This window comes from Inquilinus sp. OTU3971 (assembly GCF_038440215.1).
Window position 1 is genome coordinate 25,442 of sequence record NZ_JASATH010000035.1, and the last position, 24,078, is coordinate 49,519.

24 protein-coding genes are annotated in these 24,078 nt (G+C 71.3%); 4 read left to right on the plus strand and 20 right to left on the minus strand.

From position 1 onward, the window contains the following. Positions 1–25: 25 nt before the first annotated feature. From AAHM41_RS11590 to AAHM41_RS11600, 3 genes are read right to left on the minus strand one after another with little or no spacing between them, the layout of a single operon-like run. Complete coding sequence (locus tag AAHM41_RS11590; protein ID WP_342236692.1) at positions 26–1,498, minus strand: FGGY-family carbohydrate kinase; 1,473 nt, start codon at positions 1,496–1,498, stop codon at positions 26–28. Positions 1,499–1,500: 2 nt separating this feature from the next. Continuing rightward, the gene (locus AAHM41_RS11595; protein ID WP_342236693.1) at positions 1,501–2,451 is read right to left on the minus strand and encodes a transketolase family protein; all 951 of its coding nucleotides are present in this window, start codon (positions 2,449–2,451) and stop codon (positions 1,501–1,503) included. After that, the gene (locus AAHM41_RS11600; protein ID WP_342236694.1) at positions 2,448–3,329 is read right to left on the minus strand and encodes a transketolase; all 882 of its coding nucleotides are present in this window, start codon (positions 3,327–3,329) and stop codon (positions 2,448–2,450) included. The genes AAHM41_RS11595 and AAHM41_RS11600 overlap by 4 nt, the downstream gene beginning before the upstream one ends. 263 nt (positions 3,330–3,592) lie before the next feature. On the opposite strand from AAHM41_RS11600, the gene AAHM41_RS11605 reads away from it, so the two are divergent. Together AAHM41_RS11605 and AAHM41_RS11610 are read left to right on the plus strand one after the other, a co-directional pair. Next, positions 3,593–4,567, plus strand: a complete 975-nt coding sequence (locus tag AAHM41_RS11605; RefSeq protein ID WP_342236695.1) for a sugar-binding transcriptional regulator — start codon at positions 3,593–3,595, stop codon at positions 4,565–4,567. 22 nt (positions 4,568–4,589) lie between these two features. After that, positions 4,590–5,366, plus strand: coding sequence for a glucose 1-dehydrogenase (locus AAHM41_RS11610; RefSeq protein ID WP_342236696.1), 777 nt, complete (start codon positions 4,590–4,592; stop codon positions 5,364–5,366). On the opposite strand, the gene AAHM41_RS11615 is transcribed toward AAHM41_RS11610, so the two are convergent. After that, entirely contained in the window at positions 5,356–5,604 is a 249-nt protein-coding gene (locus AAHM41_RS11615; RefSeq protein WP_342236697.1) for a hypothetical protein, read from the minus strand. The two genes, AAHM41_RS11610 and AAHM41_RS11615, sit on opposite strands and share 11 nt — an antisense overlap. A 217-nt stretch (positions 5,605–5,821) precedes the next feature. Between AAHM41_RS11615 and AAHM41_RS11620 the strand changes: the two genes are divergently transcribed. Beyond that, positions 5,822–6,190, plus strand: coding sequence for a response regulator (locus AAHM41_RS11620; RefSeq protein ID WP_342236698.1), 369 nt, complete (start codon positions 5,822–5,824; stop codon positions 6,188–6,190). Positions 6,191–6,196: 6 nt separating this feature from the next. Here AAHM41_RS11620 and AAHM41_RS11625 read toward each other — a convergent pair whose 3' ends face one another. The 5 genes from AAHM41_RS11625 to AAHM41_RS11645 all read right to left on the minus strand — a co-directional run bounded on the left by AAHM41_RS11625 (position 6,197) and on the right by AAHM41_RS11645 (position 11,779). Then, a complete protein-coding gene (locus AAHM41_RS11625; protein WP_342236699.1) occupies positions 6,197–7,720 on the minus strand; it encodes a SulP family inorganic anion transporter in 1,524 nt (507 codons plus the stop codon). Positions 7,721–7,725: 5 nt separating this feature from the next. Further along, complete coding sequence (locus AAHM41_RS11630) at positions 7,726–8,400, minus strand: carbonic anhydrase (RefSeq protein WP_342236700.1); 675 nt, start codon at positions 8,398–8,400, stop codon at positions 7,726–7,728. Positions 8,401–8,491: 91 nt separating this feature from the next. Continuing rightward, the gene (locus AAHM41_RS11635; protein ID WP_342236701.1) at positions 8,492–9,820 is read right to left on the minus strand and encodes an ATP-binding protein; all 1,329 of its coding nucleotides are present in this window, start codon (positions 9,818–9,820) and stop codon (positions 8,492–8,494) included. Continuing rightward, on the minus strand, positions 9,817–10,512 hold the full coding sequence (locus AAHM41_RS11640; protein ID WP_446719443.1) for a response regulator: 696 nt from the start codon (positions 10,510–10,512) through the stop codon (positions 9,817–9,819). The genes AAHM41_RS11635 and AAHM41_RS11640 overlap by 4 nt, the downstream gene beginning before the upstream one ends. A 358-nt stretch (positions 10,513–10,870) precedes the next feature. Then, positions 10,871–11,779 (minus strand): LysR family transcriptional regulator, encoded by a 909-nt coding sequence (locus tag AAHM41_RS11645; protein WP_342236703.1) that lies wholly within the window; start codon positions 11,777–11,779, stop codon positions 10,871–10,873. A gap of 105 nt (positions 11,780–11,884) precedes the next feature. Between AAHM41_RS11645 and AAHM41_RS11650 the strand changes: the two genes are divergently transcribed. Next, entirely contained in the window at positions 11,885–12,742 is an 858-nt protein-coding gene (locus AAHM41_RS11650) for an SDR family NAD(P)-dependent oxidoreductase (RefSeq protein ID WP_342236704.1), read from the plus strand. Between the two features lie 36 nt (positions 12,743–12,778). Here the strand turns inward: AAHM41_RS11650 and AAHM41_RS11655 are convergent, their stop codons facing one another. From AAHM41_RS11655 to AAHM41_RS11705, 11 genes are all read right to left on the minus strand, one after another. After that, positions 12,779–13,396, minus strand: coding sequence for a phosphoribosyltransferase family protein (locus AAHM41_RS11655; RefSeq protein ID WP_342236705.1), 618 nt, complete (start codon positions 13,394–13,396; stop codon positions 12,779–12,781). Next, positions 13,393–14,073 (minus strand): energy-coupling factor transporter transmembrane component T family protein, encoded by a 681-nt coding sequence (locus AAHM41_RS11660; protein WP_342236706.1) that lies wholly within the window; start codon positions 14,071–14,073, stop codon positions 13,393–13,395. Before AAHM41_RS11660 ends, AAHM41_RS11655 begins: the two co-directional genes overlap by 4 nt. Further along, positions 14,070–15,596: an ABC transporter ATP-binding protein gene (locus tag AAHM41_RS11665; RefSeq protein WP_342236707.1), complete on the minus strand. Its 1,527-nt coding sequence runs from the start codon at positions 15,594–15,596 to the stop codon at positions 14,070–14,072. Before AAHM41_RS11665 ends, AAHM41_RS11660 begins: the two co-directional genes overlap by 4 nt. A gap of 16 nt (positions 15,597–15,612) precedes the next feature. After that, on the minus strand, positions 15,613–16,188 hold the full coding sequence (locus AAHM41_RS11670; RefSeq protein WP_342236708.1) for a hypothetical protein: 576 nt from the start codon (positions 16,186–16,188) through the stop codon (positions 15,613–15,615). A 120-nt stretch (positions 16,189–16,308) separates the two neighbouring features. Beyond that, positions 16,309–17,334, minus strand: coding sequence for an ABC transporter ATP-binding protein (locus tag AAHM41_RS11675; protein ID WP_342236709.1), 1,026 nt, complete (start codon positions 17,332–17,334; stop codon positions 16,309–16,311). Continuing rightward, on the minus strand, positions 17,331–18,344 hold the full coding sequence (locus tag AAHM41_RS11680; RefSeq protein ID WP_342236710.1) for an ABC transporter ATP-binding protein: 1,014 nt from the start codon (positions 18,342–18,344) through the stop codon (positions 17,331–17,333). The genes AAHM41_RS11675 and AAHM41_RS11680 overlap by 4 nt, the downstream gene beginning before the upstream one ends. Then, the gene (locus tag AAHM41_RS11685) at positions 18,344–19,234 is read right to left on the minus strand and encodes an ABC transporter permease (RefSeq protein WP_342236711.1); all 891 of its coding nucleotides are present in this window, start codon (positions 19,232–19,234) and stop codon (positions 18,344–18,346) included. Before AAHM41_RS11685 ends, AAHM41_RS11680 begins: the two co-directional genes overlap by 1 nt. 12 nt (positions 19,235–19,246) lie before the next feature. Beyond that, positions 19,247–20,197 (minus strand): ABC transporter permease, encoded by a 951-nt coding sequence (locus AAHM41_RS11690; RefSeq protein WP_342236712.1) that lies wholly within the window; start codon positions 20,195–20,197, stop codon positions 19,247–19,249. 30 nt (positions 20,198–20,227) lie between these two features. Next, positions 20,228–21,901 carry a peptide ABC transporter substrate-binding protein gene (locus AAHM41_RS11695; RefSeq protein WP_342236713.1) on the minus strand — a complete coding sequence of 558 codons (1,674 nt, stop codon included), beginning with the start codon at positions 21,899–21,901 and terminating at the stop codon, positions 20,228–20,230. A 74-nt stretch (positions 21,902–21,975) separates the two neighbouring features. Continuing rightward, entirely contained in the window at positions 21,976–23,304 is a 1,329-nt protein-coding gene (locus AAHM41_RS11700; RefSeq protein WP_342236714.1) for an NAD(P)/FAD-dependent oxidoreductase, read from the minus strand. Positions 23,305–23,341: 37 nt separating this feature from the next. Continuing rightward, positions 23,342–24,046, minus strand: coding sequence for an SDR family NAD(P)-dependent oxidoreductase (locus AAHM41_RS11705; protein ID WP_342236715.1), 705 nt, complete (start codon positions 24,044–24,046; stop codon positions 23,342–23,344). Positions 24,047–24,078 lie beyond the last annotated feature (32 nt).

The following is a 24,078-nucleotide window of genomic DNA, read 5'->3' on the forward strand; positions in this document are numbered from 1 at the left end:
TTTTCGTGTCACCAGTCGGGGCAGATCAGCGCCCCGCCGTCTCCGGCGGCATGCCCGAGGCGCGCCGCACCGCCCGCCGCCAGCCGTCCCGCTCGCCCCGGCGCCGATCCGCCGGCATCGCCGGGGCGAAGCCGTGCCGCTCGCGCGGCAGCGCCGCGAGGCGGTCCCAACCCCAGATCCCGGCGCCGAGCCCGGCCAGATGCGCCGCGCCGAGCGCCGAGAGCTCGGCCGTGTCCGACCGCAGCACCTCGCAGCCGGCGAGGTCGGCCAGGGCCTGCATCAGCACCGGGTTGCGGGTCGGCCCGCCATCGACATGCAGCGCCCGCACCTGCCCGACGCTGCGGTCGATCGCCTCGACCACGTCGGCGATCTGGTGCGGGATCGATTCCAGCGCCGCGCGGGCGATGGCGGCCCGGCCGGTGCCGAGGGTGAAGCCGGCCAGCAGGCCGACCGCGTTCAGGTCCCACCACGGCGCGCCGAGCCCGTTGAAGCCGGGCACCAGGTAGACGCCGTCGCTGGCGGCATCCGCCGCGAGGTCCGCCAGATCCTGCGTCGACAGGCCCAGCAGCTCCGCCGCCCAGCGCAGCGTCGACCCGGCCGAGCGGATGTTGCCTTCCGCCGCCAGCGCCGGGCCGTCGACCGACCAGGCGATGGTCAGGCACAGGCCGGGGGCCAGCGCCTCGGCCCGGTCGATCAGCCCCATGACGGAGGAGCCGGTGCCCATCGTCGCCTTGATCTGGCCCGGGGCGAAGGCGCCATGGGCGAACAGCGCCGCATGGGAATCGCCGAGCACCGCGGCGACCGGCACGCCGTCCGGCAGCGGGTCGAGGTCGCGGACCGACGGGAACGGGCCGGTCGAGGACACCACCTGCGGCAGCGCCGCCTCCGGCACGCCGAACAGCGCCATCAGGTCCGGGTCCCAGGCGGCGCGGCGGACGTCCAGCAGTTGGGTGCGCGAGGCGTTGCCGGCCTCTGTCACCGCCTCGCCGCCGAAGCGGCTGAGCAGCCAGGCATCGACCGTGCCGAGGCAGATCTCGCCGGACTTCGCCCGGACGCGATCCGGGTCGAGCGTGTCGAGCAGCCACTTCGCCTTGGCCGCCGAGAACATCGGGTCGAGCGGCAGGCCGCTGCGTTCGCGCGCCAGCCGCTCGGTGTCGGGCGAGCGCAGCGCCTCGCACAGGGCGCCGGTGCGCTGGTCCTGCCAGCTGATCAGCGGCGACAGGGCCGCGCCGGTGCGGCGGTCCCACATCAGCAGGGATTCGCGCTGGGTGCTGAAGCCGACCGCCGCGACCGAGCGAGGATCCCGCCCGTCCAGGCAGGCGGCCACGGCCGCGCGCACGCTGTCCCAGATCGCCATCGGATCCTGCTCGACCCAGCCCGGCTTGGGATGCGTCTCGCCCAGCGGCGCTGCCCCGCGCGCCACCACCGCGCCCGCGGCATCGACCAGCAGCGCCTTGGTGGAGCTGGTGCCCTGGTCGATGGCGAGGACGAAGGTCATGGTCAGGCCACCAGCTCGCGGGCGGCGGCGGCGATGCCGGCCGCGTTCAGCCCGAAATGGTCCAGCAGGAAGGCGGCGTTGCCGGTCGGGGCGAAGCCGGTGACGCCGAGGATGCGCATCGGCACCGGCCGGCCCTGCACCACGACCTCCGCCACGGCGCCGCCCAGCCCGCCCTGCACCACCGCCTCCTCGACCGTGACGATGCGGCCGGTCTCCGCCGCGGCGCGCAGCAGCGGCTCGGGGTCCAGCGGCTTGAGGGTGGCGACGTTCAGCACACGGGCTTGAACCCCCTCGCCGGCCAGAAGCTCCGCCGCCTCCAGCGCCCGCGACACCATGGTGCCGGTCGCCACCAGCGTGACGTCGCCACCGGCGCGCAGCTGCTGCGTCGCGCCGCCATCGAAAACGGAACCCGCCGGCGTCACCTCCGGCACCGGGAAGCGGCCGATGCGCAGGAACACCGGGCGCCCGGCTCCCGCCGCCCAGCGAACCGCCGCGCGGGTCTGGGCCGGGTCGGCCGGCACCATCACCGTCAGGTCGGCGATCGCCCGGGTCCAGGCCAAATCCTCGATCGAGTGATGGGTCGGCCCCAGCTCGCCATAGGCCATGCCCGGGCTCATGCCGCACAGCACGATGGGATAGTAGCTGTAGGCCGCGTCGGCCTTGATCTGCTCCAGCGCCCGGCCGGTCAGGAAGGGCGAGGCGGCGCAGACGAAGGGCACGAAGCCGCCATTGGCGAGGCCGGCGGCGACGCCGACCATGGCCTGCTCGGCGATGCCGACATTGACCAGCCGGTCGGGGAATTCGGCCGCGAAGGCGGTCAGGTTGCTGGAGCCGACGGAATCGTTGCACACGGCGACGATGCGCCGGTCGGTCCGCGCCAGCTCGGTCAGCGTCTCGGCGAAAGCCTTGCGGCAGTCGAAGGTGCCCGCCTTGGCGACGACATCGGCGCTCATCGCGCAACCTCCGCCAGGGCCTGCTCGATCTGCGCCGGCGACGGCACCTTGTGGTGCCACTCGACACGGTCTTCCATGAAGGACACGCCCTTCCCCTTGATCGTGCGGGCGATGACGCAGCGCGGCTTGCCGGCCGGCGCGGCGGTGAAGGCGGCCCACAGCGCGGCGTGGTCGTGGCCGTCCAGCTCGATCACCTCCCAACCGAAGGCGCGCCATTTGTCGGCCAGCGGCTCCAGCCGGTTGGTGTCCTCGGTGCGGGCGCCCTGCTGCAGCCGGTTGCGGTCGACGATGGCGGTCAAGTTGTCCAGGCCGCGGTGGCCGGCGGACATCGCCGCCTCCCAGTTGCTGCCCTCCTGCAGCTCGCCATCGCCGAGCACGACGAAGGTGCGCCAGGATACGTCCGACAGCCGCGCCGCGACGGCGCTGCCGACGCCGATCGGCAGGCCGTGGCCGAGCGGGCCGGTGTTGGCCTCCACCCCCGGCACCTTGCGACGGTTCGGATGGCCGTTCAGCACCGAGAGCGGCGCCATGAAGCTGCCCAGCAGATCCGCCGGGATGAAGCCGCGCAGCGCCAGCGTGCTGTACAGCGCGGCGGCGCAATGGCCCTTGCTGAGGATGAAGCGGTCGCGGTTCGGCCGCGCCAGGTCGGCGGGGTCGAGATCGAGCACGCCGAAGAACAGCGTCGCCAGGATGTCGGTCACCGAGAGATCGCCGCCGACATGGCCGAGCCCGGCCTGCCCGATCATGCGCAGCACGGAGCCGCGGATCTCCGCCGCCGCCCCGGCCAGGAGGCGCGTCCGCTCGGCCCCATCCGCCGCGGCGATGCGCGCCACATCGGGGACCCTGTCGAGGACGATTGAGGGCTTGGGATCGAGCACCGCTCCTCCGGATTGAATAATTATTCATACTGAGATTTAAATTCATGCTATCTGTGAGTCGAAACTGCGTCAAGCCGCTTGGCTCGCACGTTCGTCCAAAGGACAAAGAGCAGGCGAAATTAGGAGAGAATTCTGGAGTATGGGTCGTAATGATGCACAGCTTCTGCTTGACCGGGCGCCGGCCAAAGCCTGAATAATCAGACTGTGATGCATAAATTTTCTGATCAGCCGATCGGGCAATCCACCGTCGAGGCAGCCTCCCGATGAGCCGCGTCAACGAGCTTCGCCTGATCACCCGGGTGGCGCAGATGTATTACGTCGACCGGCTGAAGCAGTCCGACATCTCGCAGCGGCTGCACATCTCGCAGGCCACCATCTCGCGGCTGCTGAAGCGGGCCGAGGACGAATCGATCGTCCGCATCACCATCAACGCGCCGCGCGGCACCTATGTCGACCTGGAGACGGGGCTACGCGACCGCTTCGGCCTGACCGAGGCGATCGTCGCCGAATGCGGCGAGGACCGCGAGGAATCGATCCTGGCCGGGATCGGCGACGCCGCGGCGCATTTCCTGGAGACGACGCTGGACCAGGGCGAGGTGATCGGCATCTCGTCCTGGAGCGCGTCGCTGCTGCGCATGGTCGACGCCATCAATCCGCTGAAGCGGGTGGCGGCCGAGCGGGTGGTGCAGATGCTGGGCGGCATGGGCAACCCCGCGGTGCAGGGCCACGCCACCCACCTGACCACCCGCCTGGCCCAGCTGACCGGGTCGCAGCCCCAGCTCCTCCCCGCCCCCGGCGTCGCCGGATCGGCCTCGGCCAAGCGGGCGCTGCTGGCCGACCCCTATGTCCGGGCGACGATCGAGCAGTGGCGGCGCATCACCCTGGCGCTGGTCGGCATCGGCGCGGTCGAGCCGTCGAAGATGCTGGCCAACAGCGGCAACGTCTTCACCGGCGAGGAGCTGGAGGCGGTGGCCCAGGCCGGCGGCGTCGGCGACATCTGCCTGCGCTTCTTCGGCGCCTATGGCGCCCCGGTGCAGACGCCGCTGGACGAGCGGGTGATCTCGATGTCGCTGGACGAGATCGGCACCATCCCCCGCATCGTCGGCGTCGCCGGCGGCACCCGCAAGGTGGCGGCGATCCGCGGCGCCCTGCTGGGCCGCCACATCAACACCCTGATCACCGACCGCTTCACGGCGGAGAAGCTGCTGGCCCAGTCCGACAACGACTTCGCCCGCTAGAAACATATCCGGGAGAGACCTCATGCCCCGCTTCACCGACAAGACCGTCGTCATCACCGGCGCCAGCCGCGGCATCGGCGCCGCCATCGCCCGCCGCTTCGCCGCCGAGGGCGCGTCCGTGCTGCTGGTTGCCAACGAGCCGAGCGTCGCCGAGACCGCGGCCCGGATCGAGGGCGGCCGCACCGCCTCCTTCGTCGCCGACGTCACCGACCCGGCCCAGGTCGCGGCCCTCTATGACGAGGCGGAGCGGCAGTTCGGCAAGGTCGACATCTCGATCCAGAACGCCGGCGTCATCACCATCGCCCGGATCGAGGACATGACCGAGGCGGAATGGGACAAGGTGCTGGCGGTCAACACCAAGGGCGTCTTCCTGTGCTGCCAGGAGGCGATCCGCCGGATCCGCAAGCACGGAGGCGGCGGCCGGCTGATCAACACCGCCTCCGGCCAGGCGCGCCAGGGCTTCGTCTTCACGCCGCACTACGCCGCCTCGAAATTCGGCGTGGTCGGGGTGACCCAGAGCCTGGCCAAGGAGGTGGCGAAGGAAGGCATCACCGTGAACGCCTTCTGCCCCGGCATCATCGACACCGACATGTGGGCCTATAACGACGCCGCCTGGGGCAAGCTGCTGGGCGACTACAAGCCGGGCGAGCTGATGGCGGAATGGGTGCGCGGCATCCCGATGGGCCGCGCCGGCAGCGGCGAGGACGTGGCCGGGCTGGTCGCCTTCCTGGCCAGCGACGACGCCGCCTACATCACCGGCCAGACCATCAATGTCGATGGCGGCCTGATCATGTCGTGACGGGCGGGGAGCCAGGCTTCGGCTCGTCGTCCTCCTCAGGCGCGAGCAGCTCGACGAGCTCGGCGACCCTGCCGCTGGGAAGCGGCCGGCCGTCGCCGATCATCGCGTCGTCGCTGCCGACCCAGGCCCAGGCCTGGGCCAGCTCCTCCCGGCTCGCGCCGGTGCGGATGATATCGGCCACCAGCGTCTCCTCGGCCGGGCCGAGGATCGCCGCGACATCCTCTGCGCTCAGGGTCATCGCCGTGCTCCCATGCGGCTCATGAGGCTACAGGAACAACCCTCGATCATTCCGTCGGTTCCGACCCGGAAACTTGAATCACAACCTCGGCGCGTCATCCCGTCCCGTTTTGGCGAACCGAGCTGTGGATAGGTTTCCGTTCATCTCCTGTTGGTAGAGGAAGGAAGGTCCTCGCCGCCGGTTCCGGTGCGCGAGGCGCTGGGTGAAAGGAGGTGGCATGGAGAGCCGAGAGCCCCTGCCGCGGGTCCTGATCGTCGAGGACGACACCTGGATCGCCACGATGCTCGAGGACATCGTCCGATCGGCCGGGCTCGAGGTGGTCGGCCCGGTCAGCACGCTGCGCGAGGCGGTCCGGATCGCCAGCTCGGAGCGGCTGGACGCAGCACTCCTCGACATCGGGCTCGGCGGTACGGAGGTCTACGCCGCCGCCGACGTCCTCGAGGAGCGCAACATCCCCTTCGCCTTCGTCACCGGCCGGTCGGAGGCGGAGATCGAGCTGCTGCATCGCGGCCGACCGGTGTGGAGCAAGCCGTTCCTGCAGCAGCAGATCGCACAGGGGCTGAAGGACCTCATCGCACGCCGGTGAGGAGCCTCAGGCTCCGAGCGCCGCCGCCAGGCGCTGCCCGTGCGGCGGGGCCGGCGGCTCGTGCAGCTCCACCCGCGCGCCCGAGGCGGTGCGGCGTTCGGCCCAGTCGGCGATCATCTCCATGCTGGTGTGGTCGATCTGGGCCAGCCCGCCGGCATCGAGCCGCACGGTCGTGCCCGGCGGCAGCGCCTCCAGCGCGCGCAAGAGGGCCGGCAGCTGCAGGAAAGTGGCCGCACCCTCCAGCCGCAGCTCGGTCTCGCCCGAAGGCAGGTCCCGGCGCCGGATGCGCAGCGGCATGCGGCGCAGATGCGGCACCACCTCCAACAGCGAGAGCGCCAACCCGACCAGGACGCCGGTCAGGAGGTCGGTCGCCACCACCATGACCACGGTCGCCGCCCAGATCGCCGCCGGCAGCACGCCGTGCCGATGCAGCAGCTCGCGGACATGCTTCAGGCTGACCAGCCGCCAGCCGGTGACCACCAGCACGCCGGCCAGCGACGCCATCGGCACCTCGCGCAGCAGCCAGGGCAGCAGGGCGACGGCGGCCAGGATCCAGGCGCCGTGCAGGATCGTCGACAGCCGGGTGACGGCGCCGGCCTGGACATTGGCCGAGCTGCGCACGATCACCCCGGTCATCGGCAAGGCGCCGGCCAGGCCGCACAACAGGTTGCCGACGCCCTGGGCCGACAGCTCGCGGTCGTAGTCGGTGCGGACGCCGTCATGCATCCGGTCGACCGCGGCGGCCGAGAGCAGCGTCTCGGCGCTGGCGATCACGGCGATGACCAGCGCCGCGGCCAGGATGCCGCTTTCGCCCAGCCGCGACAGGTCGGCCATCGTCGGGACCGATATGCTGGCCAGGATCGCATCGGGCACGTCCACGCGCTGGACCGGCAGCGCCAGGATCACCGCCAGGGTGGTTCCGGCGACGACGCCGACCAGGGCGCCGGGAACGAGGCGGAGCGATCGCGGCCGCAGCCTCTCCCACAGCACCATCGCCAGGATGGTGGCGCCGCCGGCCAGCACCGCCGCGGTGGCGGACGACCATTGCAGCGGCAGCAGGCCGAGGAGGGCCGCCGGAATCGCCGCCAGATTCTGCAGCCCGTCCGGCAGCGGCGTGCGGCCGAACAGGACCTGCAGCTGCGCCGCTACGATCAGCACGCCGATGCCGGCCAGCATGCCGTGCACCACGGCGGGGGAGATGGCGCGGAACCATTTGCCCAGGCGCAGCACGCCGGCGCCGAGCTGCAGCAGCCCGGCCAGCACCAGGATCGGGCCCAGCATGGCGAGGCCGAAATCCTGCACCAGCTGGAACACGATCACCGCGAGGCCGGCGGCCGGGCCGCTGACCTGGAGCGGCGAGCCGGCCAGCAGGCCGACGACGAGGCCGCCGATGATGCCGGTCACCAGCCCTTTCTCCGCCGGCACGCCGGAGGCGACGGCGATACCCATGCACAGCGGCAGGGCGACCAGGACGACGACGATCGAGGCCGGCAGGTCGCGGGCCAGCGAGGATGGAAGGAAGCGCGCCATGCCGCCTACTCCGCCGCCAGGCGCGGCATCGGGGGCAGCGCGACCGGCAGGCCGCCTGCGCCGTCGATCCGGCCGAACCTGCCGGCGGCGCCGTCATAGGCATGGATCTCGCCGGTCTCGAGCTCGAAGAACCAGCCGTGCAGGCGCAGCCGGCCCTGGGCGATCCTGGATGCGACCGAGGGGTGGGTGCGCAGATGATTCAGCTGCGCCACCACGTTCTCCAGCGCCAGCGAGCGCAGCGTCTCGCGCTCGCCGCGGTCCGGCGGATAGGCCTCGCACACCACCCGGTGGGCGGCGTGGCTGTGGCGCAGCCAGGCGGCGACGTTCGGCATGTCCCGCAGCGCTTCGGGGTGCAGCAGCGCCTTCATCGCGCCGCAGTCGGAATGGCCGCAGACGACGATGTCGCGGACGCCGAGCGCCACCACCGCGTATTCGATCGCCGAGGACACGCCGCCATTGGCCTGGGAGAAGGGCGGCACGATGTTGCCGGCGTTGCGGCAGCAGAAGATCTGGCCCGGGCCGCTCTGGGTGATCAGCTCCGGCACCACCCGGGAATCGGCGCAGGAGATCACCAGCGCCTGGGGCTGCTGGCCGTCGGTCGCGAGCTTCTGGTAGAGCGGCTGCTGCAACGGGAAGACTTCGGCGCGGAATCGCGCCATCCCGTGGAAGAGGTCGTCCATCCTTGGCCTCCAGTGCATCGGTGAGGGGTCGTGCACTGAGAGGATGGGAATCCTGTTTTTCGCATGTGCAAACGGTTCGTGACAAAGTGTTTCAGCGTCGCGGCAGGGCGACCTCCGCGGTCAGCCCGCCGCCCGGCCGGTTGATCAGGGACAGCCGCCCGCCCTCGCGCTCCACCGCCTGAACGGCAATGGCCAGGCCGAGACCGACGCCGCCGGTCGCGCGGCTGCGCGATCCCTCCAGGCGCTGGAAAGGTTCCAGGACGCGGACCAGCTCGGCCTCTGGGATGCCAGGACCATCATCCGAGACGGCGATTGCCATATCGGCTTCGCTGCAATGCAACACGACCCGTGCCGCGCCGCCATAGGCGACCGCATTGTCGATCAGGTTGGCGAAGGCGCGCTTCAGCGCCAGCGGCCGGGCGTGGAGCACGGCGCGGTCCGGCCCCTGATAGACGACGTCCTGTCCGGCATCGGCGGCGGCGTCGACCAGCGTGGTCAGCAGCGCCACGAGGTCGACCGCGCGCGGCGGCTCCGGATCGGCGTCGCCCTTGAGATAGGCCAGCACCGAGCCGACCATCTGCTCCATCTCGTCGAGATCGGCCTGCAGCTCGGCCTGGAGCGACCGGTCTTCCAGCAGGTCGGTGCGCAGCCGCAGCCGGCCGATCGGCGTGCGCAGGTCGTGCGACACGGCGGCCAGGGCCTGGGTCTGGTCGGCGATCAGCCGGGCCAGCCGCTCTTGCATGGCGTTGAGGGCCCGCGCCAGGCGCCGCACCTCCTGCGGCCCCTCGACCGCGACCGGGACCGGCCGGCCGCGGCCGATCGCATCCGCCGCCCGGACCAGCTGGCGCAGCGGCGCCCCGAGCGCGCGGACCAGCAGCGGCGCCGCGATCAGCAGGCAACTGGCCAGCAGCGCGGTCGAGAGCAGGCTGCGCAGGATGTCGGGCAGCCCGTGCCGCAGCCGGGTCACGTCGAAGCTGAGGACGGAGCCGTCGGCGAGACGAAGCCCGCCCTGGACGCGGTGCGGCTGTTCGCCGTCCTCGTCGCCGCCGACGGTCAGGGTGAGGCCGCGCCCGGCCAGGCGGGGATCCTGCTTCAGCAGATGCGCCTCCACCTTCCGCAGCCACGGCGCCGGGGCGTCCGCTGCGGCGACGGCCGGGCGGTCGGACCAGCTCAGCATCAGGTCCCCGGTCGAGAGGGCCCGGGCCAGCCCCGGCCGCTGGCCGGGCGGCACGCTGGACAGCGCCCGTTCGCCGATGGCGAGACGCTCGGCCAGGTGATCGGCGTGGACATCGCCCGATTTGGAGCGCTCGGCGGCCTCCTGCAGCACCGAGGCGCCGACGAACTGCAGCAGCACGGCGGAGAGGACGACGAGGGTGAGGCGGCCGAGCAGGCCGCGCGGCCAGACGGTGCGGCGGGTCACCGGTGCTCCACATCCGCCGCGAACATGTAGCCGACGCCGCGGATTGTGCGGATCAGCGCGCCCTCCGTCCCGCCGGCGCCGAGCTTCCGCCGCAGCCGGCTGACCAGCACGTCGACGCTGCGGTCCGACGGGCTGCCCAGGCGCGTGCGCGACAGTTCCAGCAGGCGCTCGCGGCCGATCACGCGCTGCGGATGCTCCAGGAAGCTGACCAGCAGGTCGTGCTCGGCGCCGGACAGCTCGACCTCGGTCCCGCCGGGGTCGGTCAGCTGTCGCCGGCGCCGGTCGAGTGCCCATCCGGCGAAGCGCAGCACCTCGCGGGCGGGACGCCCGGGGAACGGCTCCAGCGCCGCGCCCCGGCGCAGCGCCGCGCGCACCCGCGCCAGCAGCTCGCGCCGGCCGAAGGGCTTGCTGATGTAGTCGTCGGCCCCGACCTCGAGGCCGATCACGCGGTCCATCTCCTCGCCGCGGGCGCTGACCATGATGATCGGCACCGGGCTTCGGGCCCGGAAGGCGCGGCAGAGGTCGAGCCCGTCGGCGCCCGGCAGCATGACGTCGAGGATCAGCAGGTCGACCGGCGCCGCCTCGATCGAATGCCACATCTCGCGGCCGTCGCCGACGCCGGTGGCGTGCAGCCCGTTCTCGCGCAGGATGCGCACGATCAGGGACCGGGTGCCGGGATCGTCTTCGACCACCAGCACATGATCCGAACGCAGGGGGGCGGAACGCAAAAGGCTGAGCTCATTCATCGCGGATCCAAAGGTCCTTTGACAGCGGGAACCGGATCGCTTCCTCCCCATGGACCGGCAAGCGCCGGCCTCCGCCGACCGTGCGCGATCGACGATATCTTCGTTAAAATAATCGACAATGACTCACAAGACACATCAAGCATAGCCTGATTGGCGATAAATGACATTCCCTGGAACCACAACGGAAATAAGGTCGCATCCGTCACGCTGATAAAAATAGATCAAAACTATTCATGATATTTCAGCTCGGAAGCGGAACGATAACCGCGAAGCGAAGCGGCAGGATCCGCTTTCCTTGCCCTCGTCAGCGTCGCGGCTTCAGCACCGCCCGCGCCACGTCGATCAAGGCGCGCAGCTTCGGCTGGCCCTGCGCCCGCCGCGGGAAGTACAGGAACAGGCCCGGCGTCCGCGGCAGGAACGGCCGCAGCACCTGCTCCAACTCTCCGGAGGCAAGCTCCGCCGCGACGGCGATGTCGGCGACATACGACAGGCCGAGCCCGGCCCGGGCGAAGGCGAACAGCAGCCCGCCGTCGTTGACGATCAGGCTGCCCGGCGGGTCGACCGTCAGGGCGCGGCCGTCGCGCTCGAACTCCCAGCGATAGATCGCGCCGGAGGCCGGGAAGCGGTAGCGGATCGCCTCGTGCCGGGTCAGGTCCTCTGGGCGCTCGGGCCGCCCGCGGGCGTCGAGATAGGCCGGGCTGCCGACCACCGACCAGGCGATGTCGCGGGTCAGCCGCACCGCCACCATGTCGCGCTCGACATATTCGCCGATCCGGATGCCGGCGTCGTAGCCGCGGGCGGTGACGTCGACCGCGGCGTCGTCGACCGCGATCTCGACCGCGATGCGGGGATGGCTGCGCCGCAGCGCCGCCACCACTGGCTCGACCACCAGCGGCACCGCCATGCGCGGCACGGTCAGGCGCAGCAGCCCCGCCGGCACCGATCCCATGGCCCCGGCCGCCTCGATCGCCGCCGCGATCTCCGCCGTCGCCGGCCCGACCCGCGCCAGCAGCGCGGCGCCGGCCTCGGTCAACCCGACCCGGCGCGTGGTTCGGACGAAGAGCAGCGTCCCCAGCCGGCCCTCCAGCGCCTTCACCGCCTGGCTGACCGCCGCCGGCGACACGCCGAGCCGCGCCGCCGCCCCGGTGAAGCCGCCCGCCTCGGCCACGGCGAGGAAGGCGGACAGGCCGGTGAAGGGGTCGGGCGCGGTCATGCGCCGATTATAAATCGAAACTTAAAAGCTCAGAAAGACAGCGCCGATTTTTCGGGATAATCGCGGCCGGTAGGCTGTCCCGCATCAACCAGCAGGGAGGCGACCATGGAAGAGACCTTCGATCCGGCGGCACTGCCGCGCCGCACCGTCCTGGCCGGGGCGATCGCCGCCGGTGGGGCCACCCTTTCCGCAACGGCATCGGCCGCCGAGATGCCGGGCATGCTCGCCGGCAAGGTGGCGATCGTCACCGGCGGTACCTCCGGCATCGGTGCCGTGACCGCGGCCGCTCTGGCGCGGGCCGGCGCCAAGGTGGCGTTCAACGGCCGGCGCGAGGCGCTGGGCAAGGAGGTCGAGGCGCGCATTCGCTGGGAGGGCGGCGACGTCGCCTACACCCGCGCCGATGTCCGCGACGCGGCCCAGATGGAGCGCTTCGTCGCCGAGACGGTGACGCGCTGGGGCCGGCTGGACATCGCTTTCAACAATGCAGGCATCGACCTGCCGCCGGCGCCGATCACCGACACCGACATCGCCGGCTTCGACGACCAGGTCGCGACCAATCTGCGCGGCGTCTTCGTCGCGATGAAATACGAGCTGCCGCATCTGGCGCGGGCCAAGGGCGCCATGATCAACATGGCGTCGATCGGCGGCCGCCACGCCTTCCCGAACATCGTCGCCTATGGCGCCACCAAGGCCGCGGTGATCCACATGACCCGGGCCGCGGCCCAGGAATATGGCCGCGACGTGCGCATCAACGCCCTGGCCCCCGGCGCCATCGAGACGCCGATGCTGGAGCGGGTGCGGCGCGACTGGCAGGTGACGACCGAGCAGCTGGTCGCGCCCTATCCGATGCGCCGGGCCGGCACGCCGGAGGAGGTCGCGGCCGTCGTGGTGTTCCTGACCAGCGACGCCGCGTCCTATGTCAGCGGCCACGTCATCGGCATCGATGGCGGCGATCTGGCCTGAGCCGAGTCAGGTGGTCGGCCCCGCGGAATCCGCTTCTCACATCGTCCCGGGGATCGGCTCCCAGCCCTGCGCTCCGGGGCGGAACTGCGGGATGTGGCCGAGCGCCGTGACCAGGGCGGCGTCGGTACCCAGCACCGGTTCCCAGTCATGCGCCTCGGTCAGGATCACGCCGATGCCGGCCACCTCGGCGCCGGCGGCCCGCACCAGCGCCAGCGACCCGGCCAGGCTGGAGCCGGTCGCGACCACGTCGTCCACCACCACGACCCGCCTGCCGGCCAGCAGCGGCACCGCGGCGCGGTCCAGCAGCAGCCGCTGCTCGCCCTTCGAGGTGATCGAGGTGATGCTCTGCACCAGCGCATCGCCGAGATGGATCTTGGGCGATTTCTGCAGGATGACGTAGCGGTCGAGGCCGAGATGGCGGCTGACCTCGATCGCGACCGGGATGCCGAGGGTGGCGGCACCGACGACGACATCGGGCTTGAGCGGCGCCAGCCGCTCCGCCAAGGCGCGGCCGATATGGGCGCCGAAGGCGACGCCGGCATCGATCACCATCAGGAGCGAGATGGCGAAATCCGGCTTGATCGGCACGATCGGCAGATCGACGGCCAACCCTGCCACATCGACGCGCCAGCTCGGCTTGGTCTGCTCCGTCAAATCCTGTCTCCGTTCCCGGCGGCCGGCAGCCGCTCCTCCACCAGCACCCCGACCCGGCGCCAGCTCGTGCGCCGCACCGCCGGGTCGAAGCCGTAGACCGACAGCGAGGTCGCAATCGCCTGGGCCATGCGGATGCTCTGCACCAGCAGCGGCACGCCGCGGGCCAGACCATAGCGCAGCCGGGTCCACAGCGGCACGTCGTCCAGCTCCATGCCGCGGGCGCGCTGGGCCTCGCCGATGCGCTCGAACTCGTCGCGCAGCATCGGGATCAGGCCGAAGATCAGGGCCAGCACCAGCGTCGCCATGGAAGGCAGGCGCAGGGCGCTGGCCGCGGCCAGGATCGAGCCTGGGCTCGACGTCTCCATGACGAAGAAGAAGGCGCCGGTCGTCGCCACCAGCCGCGCCGCCATGCGCAGCGCGGTTGCCGTGGCCTCGGCCGGCGGCGCGCCCTGCAGCCAGAGATTGAGCAGCCAGGTGGCGAAGACCAGGGCGAACAGGATCGCCGCGCCCTTCAGATAGAAGCGCAGCCCGGGCAGCCGCAGCGCCAGCAGCACGGCCAGGACCGCCGCCATCAGCAGCAGCGCCGGCACGGGCGTGCCGACGATCCAGGCGATGGCCGTAACGATGGCGGCCGCGAGCAGCTTCAGGAAGAAGTTCAGCCGCAGCAGCAGGCTCATGCCACCGCCTCCACCGAGTCCGGCAGCGGTGCCGGCCAGCCCAGCGCGGCGAAGGCGGTGGAGCGCCAGCCCGCCTCCGGCGGCCCGTCATGGCGGATCTTGCCGCCATCCATGACCAGCAGCCGGTCGGCGACGTCGTCGACCAGCTCCAGATCGTGCGAGACCAGGAGGGCGCCGCCGCCGCGGCCGCGCAGATCGTCGAGGAAGCGGTCCAGCAGCGCCCGGCCGGCGAGGTCGCGCGCCAGCAGCGGCTCGTCGAGGATCACCAGCTCCGCCTCCGTCGCCGCGGCGCAGGCCAGGCCCAGCACCGCCTGCTCGCGCGCCGACAGGGCGAAGGGGCTGTCCCCCGCCCGGCGGTCGAGGCCGAAGCGCATCAGCGCCGCCTGTGCCTTGGCACGGACATCGGCGCCGCCGACCGCGCGTGGATTGCCGGAAACCGCGAAGGCGGCCTCGTCAAGAACGGTCAGGTTGAACAGGATGCGCCGGACATTCTGCGGCACATAGGCGATGCGGCGGGCGCGGCGCGCGACGGTCCAGCCGCCGGCATCCTCGCCATCCAAGGCGATGCGCCCGGCCGTCAGCGGCGACAGGCCCAGGATCGACTGGAACAGGGTGGTCTTGCCGGTGCCGTTCGGCCCGATCAGCCCGACGACCTCGCCGGCGCGGACGGCCAGGTCGACGCCGTCCAGCACCGGCCGGCCGTCGCCGCGGCGCAGGCGGCTGACCAGGCCGGTCGCCTCGACCAGGGTCCGGCCGGTCCCGGCGCCCCGGCGACGGCTGCCGGCCCGGCGCCGCAGCGGCAGCAGCCCGTGGTCGAGCCACAGCCGGTCGTCGGCCGCGGCTTCGGCCATCGGCCGCGGCATGCCCGCGGCGCCGTCTTTCTGCAGCAGCACGGCATCGGCGACCGCGGCCAGCGCGCCGGCGTCCTGCTCCGCCGCCAGCAGCAAGGGGAGATCCTGGCCCAGCCGGCCGAGCAGCCCGGCCAGGCGCTGCCGCGCCGCCGGGTCGAGGCCGGTGGTCGGCTCGTCCAGCACCAGCAGCTCCGGCTTCGTCGCCAGCGCGGCGGCCAGGGCGACCATCCGCCGTTCGCCGCCGGACAGGGTCAGCACCCGGCGGCCGAGCAGGGCGTCGAGCGACAGGGCCGCGACCAGCTGCAGCACCCGGTCCCGCACCCGCAGGCCCGGCAGGCCGCGGCTTTCCAGCGGGAAGGCGATCAGATCCTCGACCCCGAGGTCCCAGAGCTGATCATCGAGGTTCTGGAACACGATGCCGACGCGGCGGAACAGCTCGGTCCGCGGCAGGCCGCCCAGCTCGGCGCCGCCGAGGCGGACGGAGCCGGCCAGGAGCGGCGGCCGGGCCAGCTTCGGGATCACCCCGGCGGCCGCGGCCAGCAGGGTCGACTTGCCGGAGCCGTTGGCGCCGCACAGCAGCAGGCGCCCGCCGGGTTCGATCCGGAACGAGGTGGGCAGGATGGCGGGCTTCGCCGGGGCGAAGCCCACGCTCAGCGCTTCGAGTTCGAGCACGGTCCGGCGCGGGCCCTCAGAACCGGGTGATGCCGGCGGCCAGGCCCGACCCGGCCAGGATCTTCAGCGCCGGCTTCACCAGGAGCGGCGTGCCGATGATCATCGGCACGATGTCCGACAGGCCGAGATACAGCAGCCCCCACCAGAACGGGAAGATGCCGAGGAACGCCAGGCTGGCCGCCACGGCGGCGACCATCGCGAGGCCGACGACCAGGCAGGTGGCGGCGATCTTCGCCAGGCCGGCGGTGTCGATCGGCTTGCGGGCCGGGTCGAACAGCAGGCCGGGCACGGCGCCGGTCAGCCCGACCATGATGCCGTCGACGATCAGCGTGTGGGCCGGGATGAAGGTGCCGGCCAGCAGCGACCAGACCAGCGATCCGACATAGCCGCAGATGAAGCCGCTGCGGAACCCGAACAGGATGCCGACCAGCGGCGGCAGGAAGGCGAAGATGCGCCACTGGATGACGCCGGGCACCAGCTGGATCGGGTTGGCGTAGCACCAGAGGACGCCGGTGGCGACGCCGGCGACCAGCGCCAGCACGATCGGGAACAGGATGTTGCGTTCGGTCTTGACGGTGGTGATGTCGGTCATGGCGGGACCTCACTTTCGTCTCAAATTCGAAGCAAGGCCTGTGCCAGCCGTGGAGAGGCCGGAAACGGCCCGATCCGCCCTTCTTGCCGGCATCCGCGGGGCAGGTTGCACAGAATGTGGTCAGCCGGCGCAGGCAGTGGCCGGCGCCAGCGGCGAGGCCAGGGTCAGCTCGGGCCGGATGCAGGCGCTGAGATGGCCGTCGCCGACCGCCTGCAGCGGCGGAGCGGCCTCGGCGCAGGCCGGCAGGGCATAGCGGCAGCGGGTGCGGAAGGCGCATCCCGAGGGCGGCGACAGCGGGCTCGGCAGCTCGCCCTTCAAGAGGATGCGCTGGCGGCGCAGCGTCGGGTCCGGGATTGGCGCGGCGGACAGCAGCGCCTCGGTGTAGGGATGGCGCGGCATCTCGAACAGCGCCCGGGCCGGGGCGATCTCGACGATCCGGCCGAGATACATCACCGCCACCCGGTCACAGATCTGGCCCACCACCGCCAGGTCGTGGCTGATGAAGACGATGGTCAGGTCCAGCCGCCGCTTCACCTCCATCAACAGGTTGATGATCTGCGCCTGGACCGAGACGTCGAGGGCGGAGACCGGCTCGTCCGCCACCAGCAGCCGCGGCTCGGTCACCAGTGCCCGGGCGATGCCGATGCGCTGGCGCTGGCCGCCGGAGAATTCGTGCGGGAAGCGCTCGGCATGGCCGGCGGACAGACCGACGGTCTCCAGCGCCGCCGCCACCCGCGCGGCCCGCTCCGCCGCCGGGGGCGCGGCCTTCTGCACCCTGAGCGGCATGGCGACGATGCGGCCGACGGTCATGCGCGGGTTCAGCGACGCCGCCGGGTCCTGGAACACGAACTGCAGCCGCGGCCGGATCGGCTTCAGCTGACGGCGGCCGAGATCGGTGATGTCGGTGCCCTCGAACAGCACGCGCCCGCCGGTCGGCCGCATCAGCCGCAAGAGGGTGCGGCCCAGCGTGCTCTTGCCCGAGCCGGATTCGCCGACCAGGCCCAGCACCTCGCCCTGTGTCACCGTGAAGGAGACGCGGTCGACCGCCCGCACCTGCAGCCGCTCGCGCCCGAACAGCGTGCCGCCGACCGGGAAGGACTTGCTGAGATCCTGCAGCTCGAGGATGGGGGGCAGTGTGGCCATCATGCGCCCGCCTCGATCTCGCGCCAGCGAAGGCAGCGCACCACCCGGCCATCCGCCTCCTCCAGCGCCGGCACCGCGGCGTCGCAGGCGCCGGGCCGGGCATGGAAGCAGCGTGGGTGGAAGGAGCAGCCGGGCGGCAGCCGGCCGGGATCGGGCACGCTGCCGGGAATGGCCGGCAGCACGCCGCCGCCGAAATCCAGCCGGTCGATCCGCGGCACCGAGCGCAGCAGCCCCTGGGTGTAGGGCATGCGCGGCCGCTGCAGCAGCCCGACGGCGTCGCCGCGCTCGACGATCCGGCCGGCATACATGACCATGACGCTGTCCGCGATCTCCGCCACCACGCCGAGATTATGGGTGACGAAGATGATGGCCATGCCGGTCTTGGCCTGCAGCGACTTCAGCAGGTCGATGATCCCGGCCTGGACCGTCACGTCCAGCGCCGTGGTCGGCTCGTCGGCGATCAGCAGGCTGGGGTCGCAGGCCAACGCCATGGCGATCATGACGCGCTGGCGCATGCCGCCCGACAAATGGTGCGGATAGGCGGCCAGCCGCCGCCGCGGCTCCGGGATGCCGACCAGCTCCAGCAACTCCTCCGCCCTTGCCAGCGCCTGCTTGCGGCCGAGGCCGCGATGGTAGGTCACCGCCTCGGCGATCTGGTCGCCGATCCGGTGCACCGGGTTCAGCGAGGTCATCGGCTCCTGGAAGATCATCGAGATCTCGTCGCCGCGCACCGCCCGCATCGCCTCGGTGTCGAGCTGCAGCAGCTCGCGGCTTTGTCCGCCATGCCCGGTGAAGCGGACCGAGCCAGCGATGGTGCAGCGCGGCGCCGGCGGCAGCAGCCGCAGCACCGCCAGGCTGGTGACGCTCTTGCCCGAGCCGGATTCGCCGACCAGCGCCAGGGTCTCGCCGCGCCGGACGGAGAAGGAGACGTCGTTGACCACCGTCACCGCCCCGGCTTCGCCGCGGAAGGTGACGGCCAGGTCGCGGACTTCGAGGATCGGGGCATCCGTCATCACGATTCCAGCCGGGCGTCGAGCGCGTCGCGCAGCCCGTCGCCGATGAAGTTGAAGCTGGTCACCGCCAGGGTGATGGCGATGCCCGGGACCAGGGCCAGCCAGGGCGCCGAGGTCAGGTATTGCTGGGCGTTGTTCAGCATGTTGCCCCAGCTCGCCGTCGGCGGCTGGATGCCGTAGCCGAGGAAGCTGATATAGGCCTCCATCAGGATGGCGCGGGCCACCGTCAGGGTGGCGGCGACAACGATCGGGCCGATGGCGTTGCGCAGCAGCTCGTCGACCATGATGCGGGCGTCGGACGCGCCCATCATCTCCGCCGCCAGGGTGAAGTCGCGCTCGCGCAGCGTGCGGATCTGGCTTTCGACCACGCGCGCCACCTCCATCCAGCTGGTCGCGGCGATGATCAGGGTGATGGTGACGGGATCGGGTTTCAGCAGCGCCGCCAGGGTCAGCAGCAGGAACACGGCGGGGAAGCACAGCATGGCGTCGACCAGGCGCATCAGCACCGCACCGACCGCCCGGCCGTAATACCCCGCCACCACGCCGACGGCGGAGCCGACGATCGTGCTGATCACCATCGCGGCGAAGGCGACGGAGAGCGAGATCCGCCCGGCCATCAAGAGGCGGGCGCAGAGGTCGCGGCCGAGCGGGTCGGTGCCGAACAGGTGCCAGCCGGTCAGCGGCGGCGCGAAGCGGGCCCGCATGTCGATGCGCAGATCGTCGAAGGGCAGCAGCCAGGGTCCGGCGACGCAGGCCAGCACCAGCAGCAGGATGCAGGCGACGCCGACCATCGCCAGCCGGTGCCGGCGGAAGCGGCGCCAGCCGCGGTTCCCGGTACGGCGGGTGGTCTCGGCAGCGGCGGCATTGGGATCGGCGGCGGCCAGGGTCATGCTCCCCTCCCCTCAATCCAGCCGGATGCGCGGGTCGGCGACCGCGCAGAGGATGTCGGCCAAGAGGTTGCCGAGCAGCACCAGCAGGGCCGAGACCATCAGGATCCCCATCACCACCGGATAGTCGCGGTAGCCGAGGGAATCGAGGAACAGCCGGCCCATGCCGGGCCAGGTGAACACCGTCTCGGTCACCAGGGCCCCGCCCAGCAGCGTCGGCAGCTCCAGCCCGGCCAGGGTGATCATCGGCAGGAGGGCGTTGCGCAGCGCGTGGCGGATCAGCACCCGCTTCTCCGGCAGCCCCTTGGCGCGAGCGGTGCGGATGTAGTCCTGGTTGATCACATCGATCATCGAGGCGCGCATGTAGCGGCTCCACACCGCCACCTCGACCAGCGCCAGCACCAGGGCCGGCGCGATCAGATGGTGCAGGAAGTCGACCAGCGATCCGTCGCCGACCGTGTACATGTTGCCGGCCGGCAGCCATTGCAGCCGCACCGAGAAGATGTAGATCACGACCAGGCCGAACCAGAAGGTCGGGATCGACAAGGCGACCATGGCGCCGACCGTCGCCAGCATGTCGGCGAAGGAATAGCGCCGGACCGCCCCCATGACGCCGATCCAGACGCCGAGCAGCACCGCGATCAGGATCGCCGTCGCCATCAGCTCGACCGTGGCGAAGAGGTGCGAGCCGATGACGGCCAGCACCGGCGACTGGTCGCGGTAGGACCGCCCCCAGTCGCCGGTCAGGAGCCGGCTGGCCCATTCCCAGTATTGCACCGGCAGGGAGCGGTCGAGGCCCATCTCATGGGCGATCTCTGCCAGCCGCGCCTGGGTCATGCCCGGGACCAGGGCGAATTGCGACAGCGGGCCGCCCGGGGTCAGGTGCAGGATGGCGAAGCCGATCATCGACACGAGCCAGAGCAGCAGCAGGCTCTGCAGCGCGCGGCCGAACAGGAATTGCGCCATGGCGTTCTCCGTCCCCGGGCGGCGGGCGCCTCAGCTCGCCCAGTACCAGGTGTGGGCGTTCCAGCAATTCTCCTGGACGTTGACGTTGGGGGTGAAGCCGGTCAGCCCCTTCTTCACGCCCTGGACCATGGCGTATTGGAAGATCGGCAGGTAGGGCAGGTCCTTGCGCGTGAACTCCTGCATCTTCAGATAGGCCGCCTTGCGCTTGGCGACATCGACCGTCGACGCGCCCTCGGCCAGCAGCCTGTCGACATCGGCGCTCTCGTATTGCGTCGTGTTCTGGCCGCCGCCGCCCTTGGCGCCGATCGAGCGGCTGGAGAAATAGTCGGTCGCATCCGGGTCGGGGCCGACCATGAAGTAGATCCCGACCATCGCCGTCTCGAACTTCGACTGCATCCAGTAGTCGCCCCACATCACCGCAGGGGGCAGGTTGTTGATGGTCATCTTGACGCCGATGTCGAGCCAGTTCTGCTGCAGCAGCTGCTGCGCCTGCTCGCGCACATGGTTGCCGGCGGTGGTGGAGTTGACGAATTCAAGCCGCACGCCGTTCTTCTCGCGGATGCCGTCACCGCCCGGGACCCAGCCGGCCGCGTCCAGGATCTGCTTGGCCTTGTCCGGATCGTAGCTCTGCTTCGGCAGGTCCGGGTTGAACGCCCAGGACTGCTTCGGCAGGAAGGATTCGGACGGCGTCGGCAGGCCGTAATAGATGCTGTCGATGATGCTCTGCTTGTCCATCGCGGCGTACAGCGCCTCGCGCACCGCCGGGTCCTGGAACACCGGCATCCCGAGGTTCAGCGCGATGTTCTCGATGAAGGCCTGCGGCACCGGCGAGACGTCACGGTCGGCCAAGCCCTTGGCCTCCTCGTAATGGTCGGCGGTGATGCCCTGCAGGCCGATATAGTCGATGTCGCCGGTGGTGAACTGGGTGAACAGGACGGTCAGGTCGGGGATGTACTTGACGACCAGCCGCTCGAGATAGGGGCCGTCCAAATGGTACCCCTCATGCGCGGCGAGGGTGATGTGGTCGCCAGGCACGCGCTCGACCCATTTGAACGGCCCGGTGCCGACCGGCTTGCTGGCGAAGGTCGAGGCGTTGGGGTCGGCCTCCTTCTCCATCAGGTGCTTCGGCACGATGAAGGTCCAGGACAGGATCGACGGATAGGGCGCGTAGGGCTTCTCCAGCTTCCAGCTCAGCTCGGTCGGACTGACCACGGTGATGTCGCGCACCAGCTCGTGCCCCGCCCGCCGGCCGGCGCGGAACTTCGGGTTGTTGATCAGGTCGATCGAGAACTTCACGTCCTCGGCCGTGAACGGCGTGCCGTCATGCCATTTGACGTTGTCGCGCAGCTTGATGCGCCAGGTCAGGCCGTCGGCCGAGATGCCGCCATTCTCCAGGGTCGGCACTTCGGCGGCGAGATCGGGGATGAACTGGCCCTTGGGGTCGACCTGCCACAGCGCGCTGAACAGATTGAAGTAGACAGCCTCGTCGACCTCGATGTGCAGCATCAGCGGGTTGAACACCGTCGGCTCCTGCGACAGGCCGATCACGGCCTGACCGGCCGGCTTGGCCGGCGGTCCCGCCGCCCGCGCGGCCTTGACCCAGCCCTGGCCGGGGCCGAGCCAGACCGCCGTGCCGGCGGCGAGTCCCGCGGCCAGCAGGCGGCGACGGGTGGTCTGGGTGAACGGAAGATCCTTGTCGATCATGGTGAAGCTCCCTTGTTCGTGGCCTCCAAAACCCGGCGGGGGTGGGTCTGCGCCCGTCTCCCTGCCCGGCCGTCTCACACCCCGGCCATCGGCCGGGGTCTCGATCCATCGGTAAAGCGCGAGAAGCGGAAATCCTTGGGGTCGACGATCGGCCGGGCGCCGGTCACCAGGTCGGCAGCCAGGTGCCCGGCGCCGGGGCCGATGCCGAAGCCGTGGCCGGAGAAGCCGGTCGCCACCACCAGCCCCGGCACCGCCTCGACCGTCGAGATCACCGGCACCGCGTCGGGCGTGACGTCGATCAGCCCGGCCCATTCCTGCACCACCTTGGCCCCGGCGAAGGCCGGGAACTGCTTCGCCAGGGCGGCCATCGCCTTGCGGTTGGCCTGGCGGTCCGGCTCCGGGTCCAGCACCCGCACCTTCTCATAGGGCGAGGCCTGGTCCAGCGGCACCGGCGCCGCCTCGCGCCATTCCTGCAGGAAGCGGTCGTCGAGCCGGATCTTCAGCCCCGACCATTCCATGCGCAGCGCCGGCAGGAAGTCGTTGAAGAAGCGGACGCTGTCCGGCACCAGCGGGGCGATGTTGGAGTTGCCGTTGGCGATGGTGTAGCCGCCGTCCTGGCGCTTGCGCAGCGCGAACTCCTTCGACCACATCGCGGTCTCCGGCGCGCCCTCCAGCGGCGCCGTGCGCTGCACGCTGGCCCGGACCTTGAGCTGCGGCAGGGTCAGGCCGAGATCCTTCAGGAAGCGCCGCGACCAGGCGCCGCCGGCCACGATCACGCTGTCGCAGGCGATGCGGCCGCGTTCGGTGACCACGCCGGCGATGCGCCCGCCGGCCCGGTCGACGCCGCGGACGGCGCAGTCGGTCAGGATCACGGCGCCGACCCGGCGCGCGGCGCGGGCGATGGCGGGGGCGGCGCGCTGCGGCTCAGCCCGCCCATCGGAGGCGGAGTACAACGCCGCCTTCCAGCGCCCGCCGGCGCCCGGCATCAGCCGGTCGAACTCGGCGGCGCTGATCAGCCGGGCGTCGAGCTGGTACGGCCGCGCATGCTCCAGCCAGGCCTCGTATTCCGCGATCTCCTTGTCGGTCTCGACCGCGAACAGAATGCCGCTCTGGCGGAAGCCGGTCTCGGCCTCCACCGTCTGGTTCATGGCCTCCCACAGCCGCATGCTCTCGATGATCAGCGGGATCTCCCGCGGATCGCGCCGGGTCTTGCGGCACCAGCCCCAGTTGCGGCTCGACTGCTCGCCGGCGATGTGACCCTTCTCGCACAGCGCCACCGAGACGCCGCGCTGCGCCAGGGCCAAGGCGGCGCTGGTGCCGATGATGCCGCCGCCGACGATGACCACATCGGCCCGCTGCGGCAGCACGGCATCCGGCTCGACGCTGTCGACCTGCAGCCCCATCAGCGGCCTCCCCGCACGACGATCAAACGCATCGGGCTCACCAGCTGTCCTCCAGGGTCGAATTGATCGGGATCTCGGCGATGCTCGCCGTGTCCGGCAGGTCCAGCAGGAAGGCGACGATGCGCGCCACGTCCTGCGGCTGGGTCATCGCCTCGGGCGGCCGTTTGGCGAGGCCCGCGGCCATGTCGGTGGCGACGAAGCCGGGGCAGATCGCGGTGGCGCGCACGCCCTCGTCCCAACCGGCATGGCGGATCGCATGGGTCATCGCCAGCGCCGCGAACTTGCTGACGGCGTAGAGGCCGGAGGTCGCCGATTTCACCCGCTTGCCCGACAGCGAGGCGATGGTGACGACCCGGCCGTGGCCGGAAGCGACGAGATGCGGCCAAGCGGCCCGCACCAGCCGCAGCGGCGACTTGACGTTGACCTGGATCAGATCGTCGAGGTCGGCGTCGTCGGCCGCGATCACCGTCTTCGGGATCATGATGCCGGCATTGGCGATGACCGCGTCGATCCGGCCGAACCGCTCGGCCGTGGCCTCGACCCACAGGCGTTCGGAATCCGGGTCGCGGGCGTCGAAGCGATGGACCAGGGCGCCGTCGGGCGGCGGCGTCAGCCGCGCCGGGTCGCGGACACCGAGACTGAGCCGCCAGCCGGCGCGGGCCAATGCTGTCGCGACCTCGGCCCCGATGCCGCGGCCGGCGCCGGAGATCATGGCGACGCGGGCGGTCGTTTCAGACGGCATCGAGGTGCCCTCCGCAAACGCCCGCCGTCAGA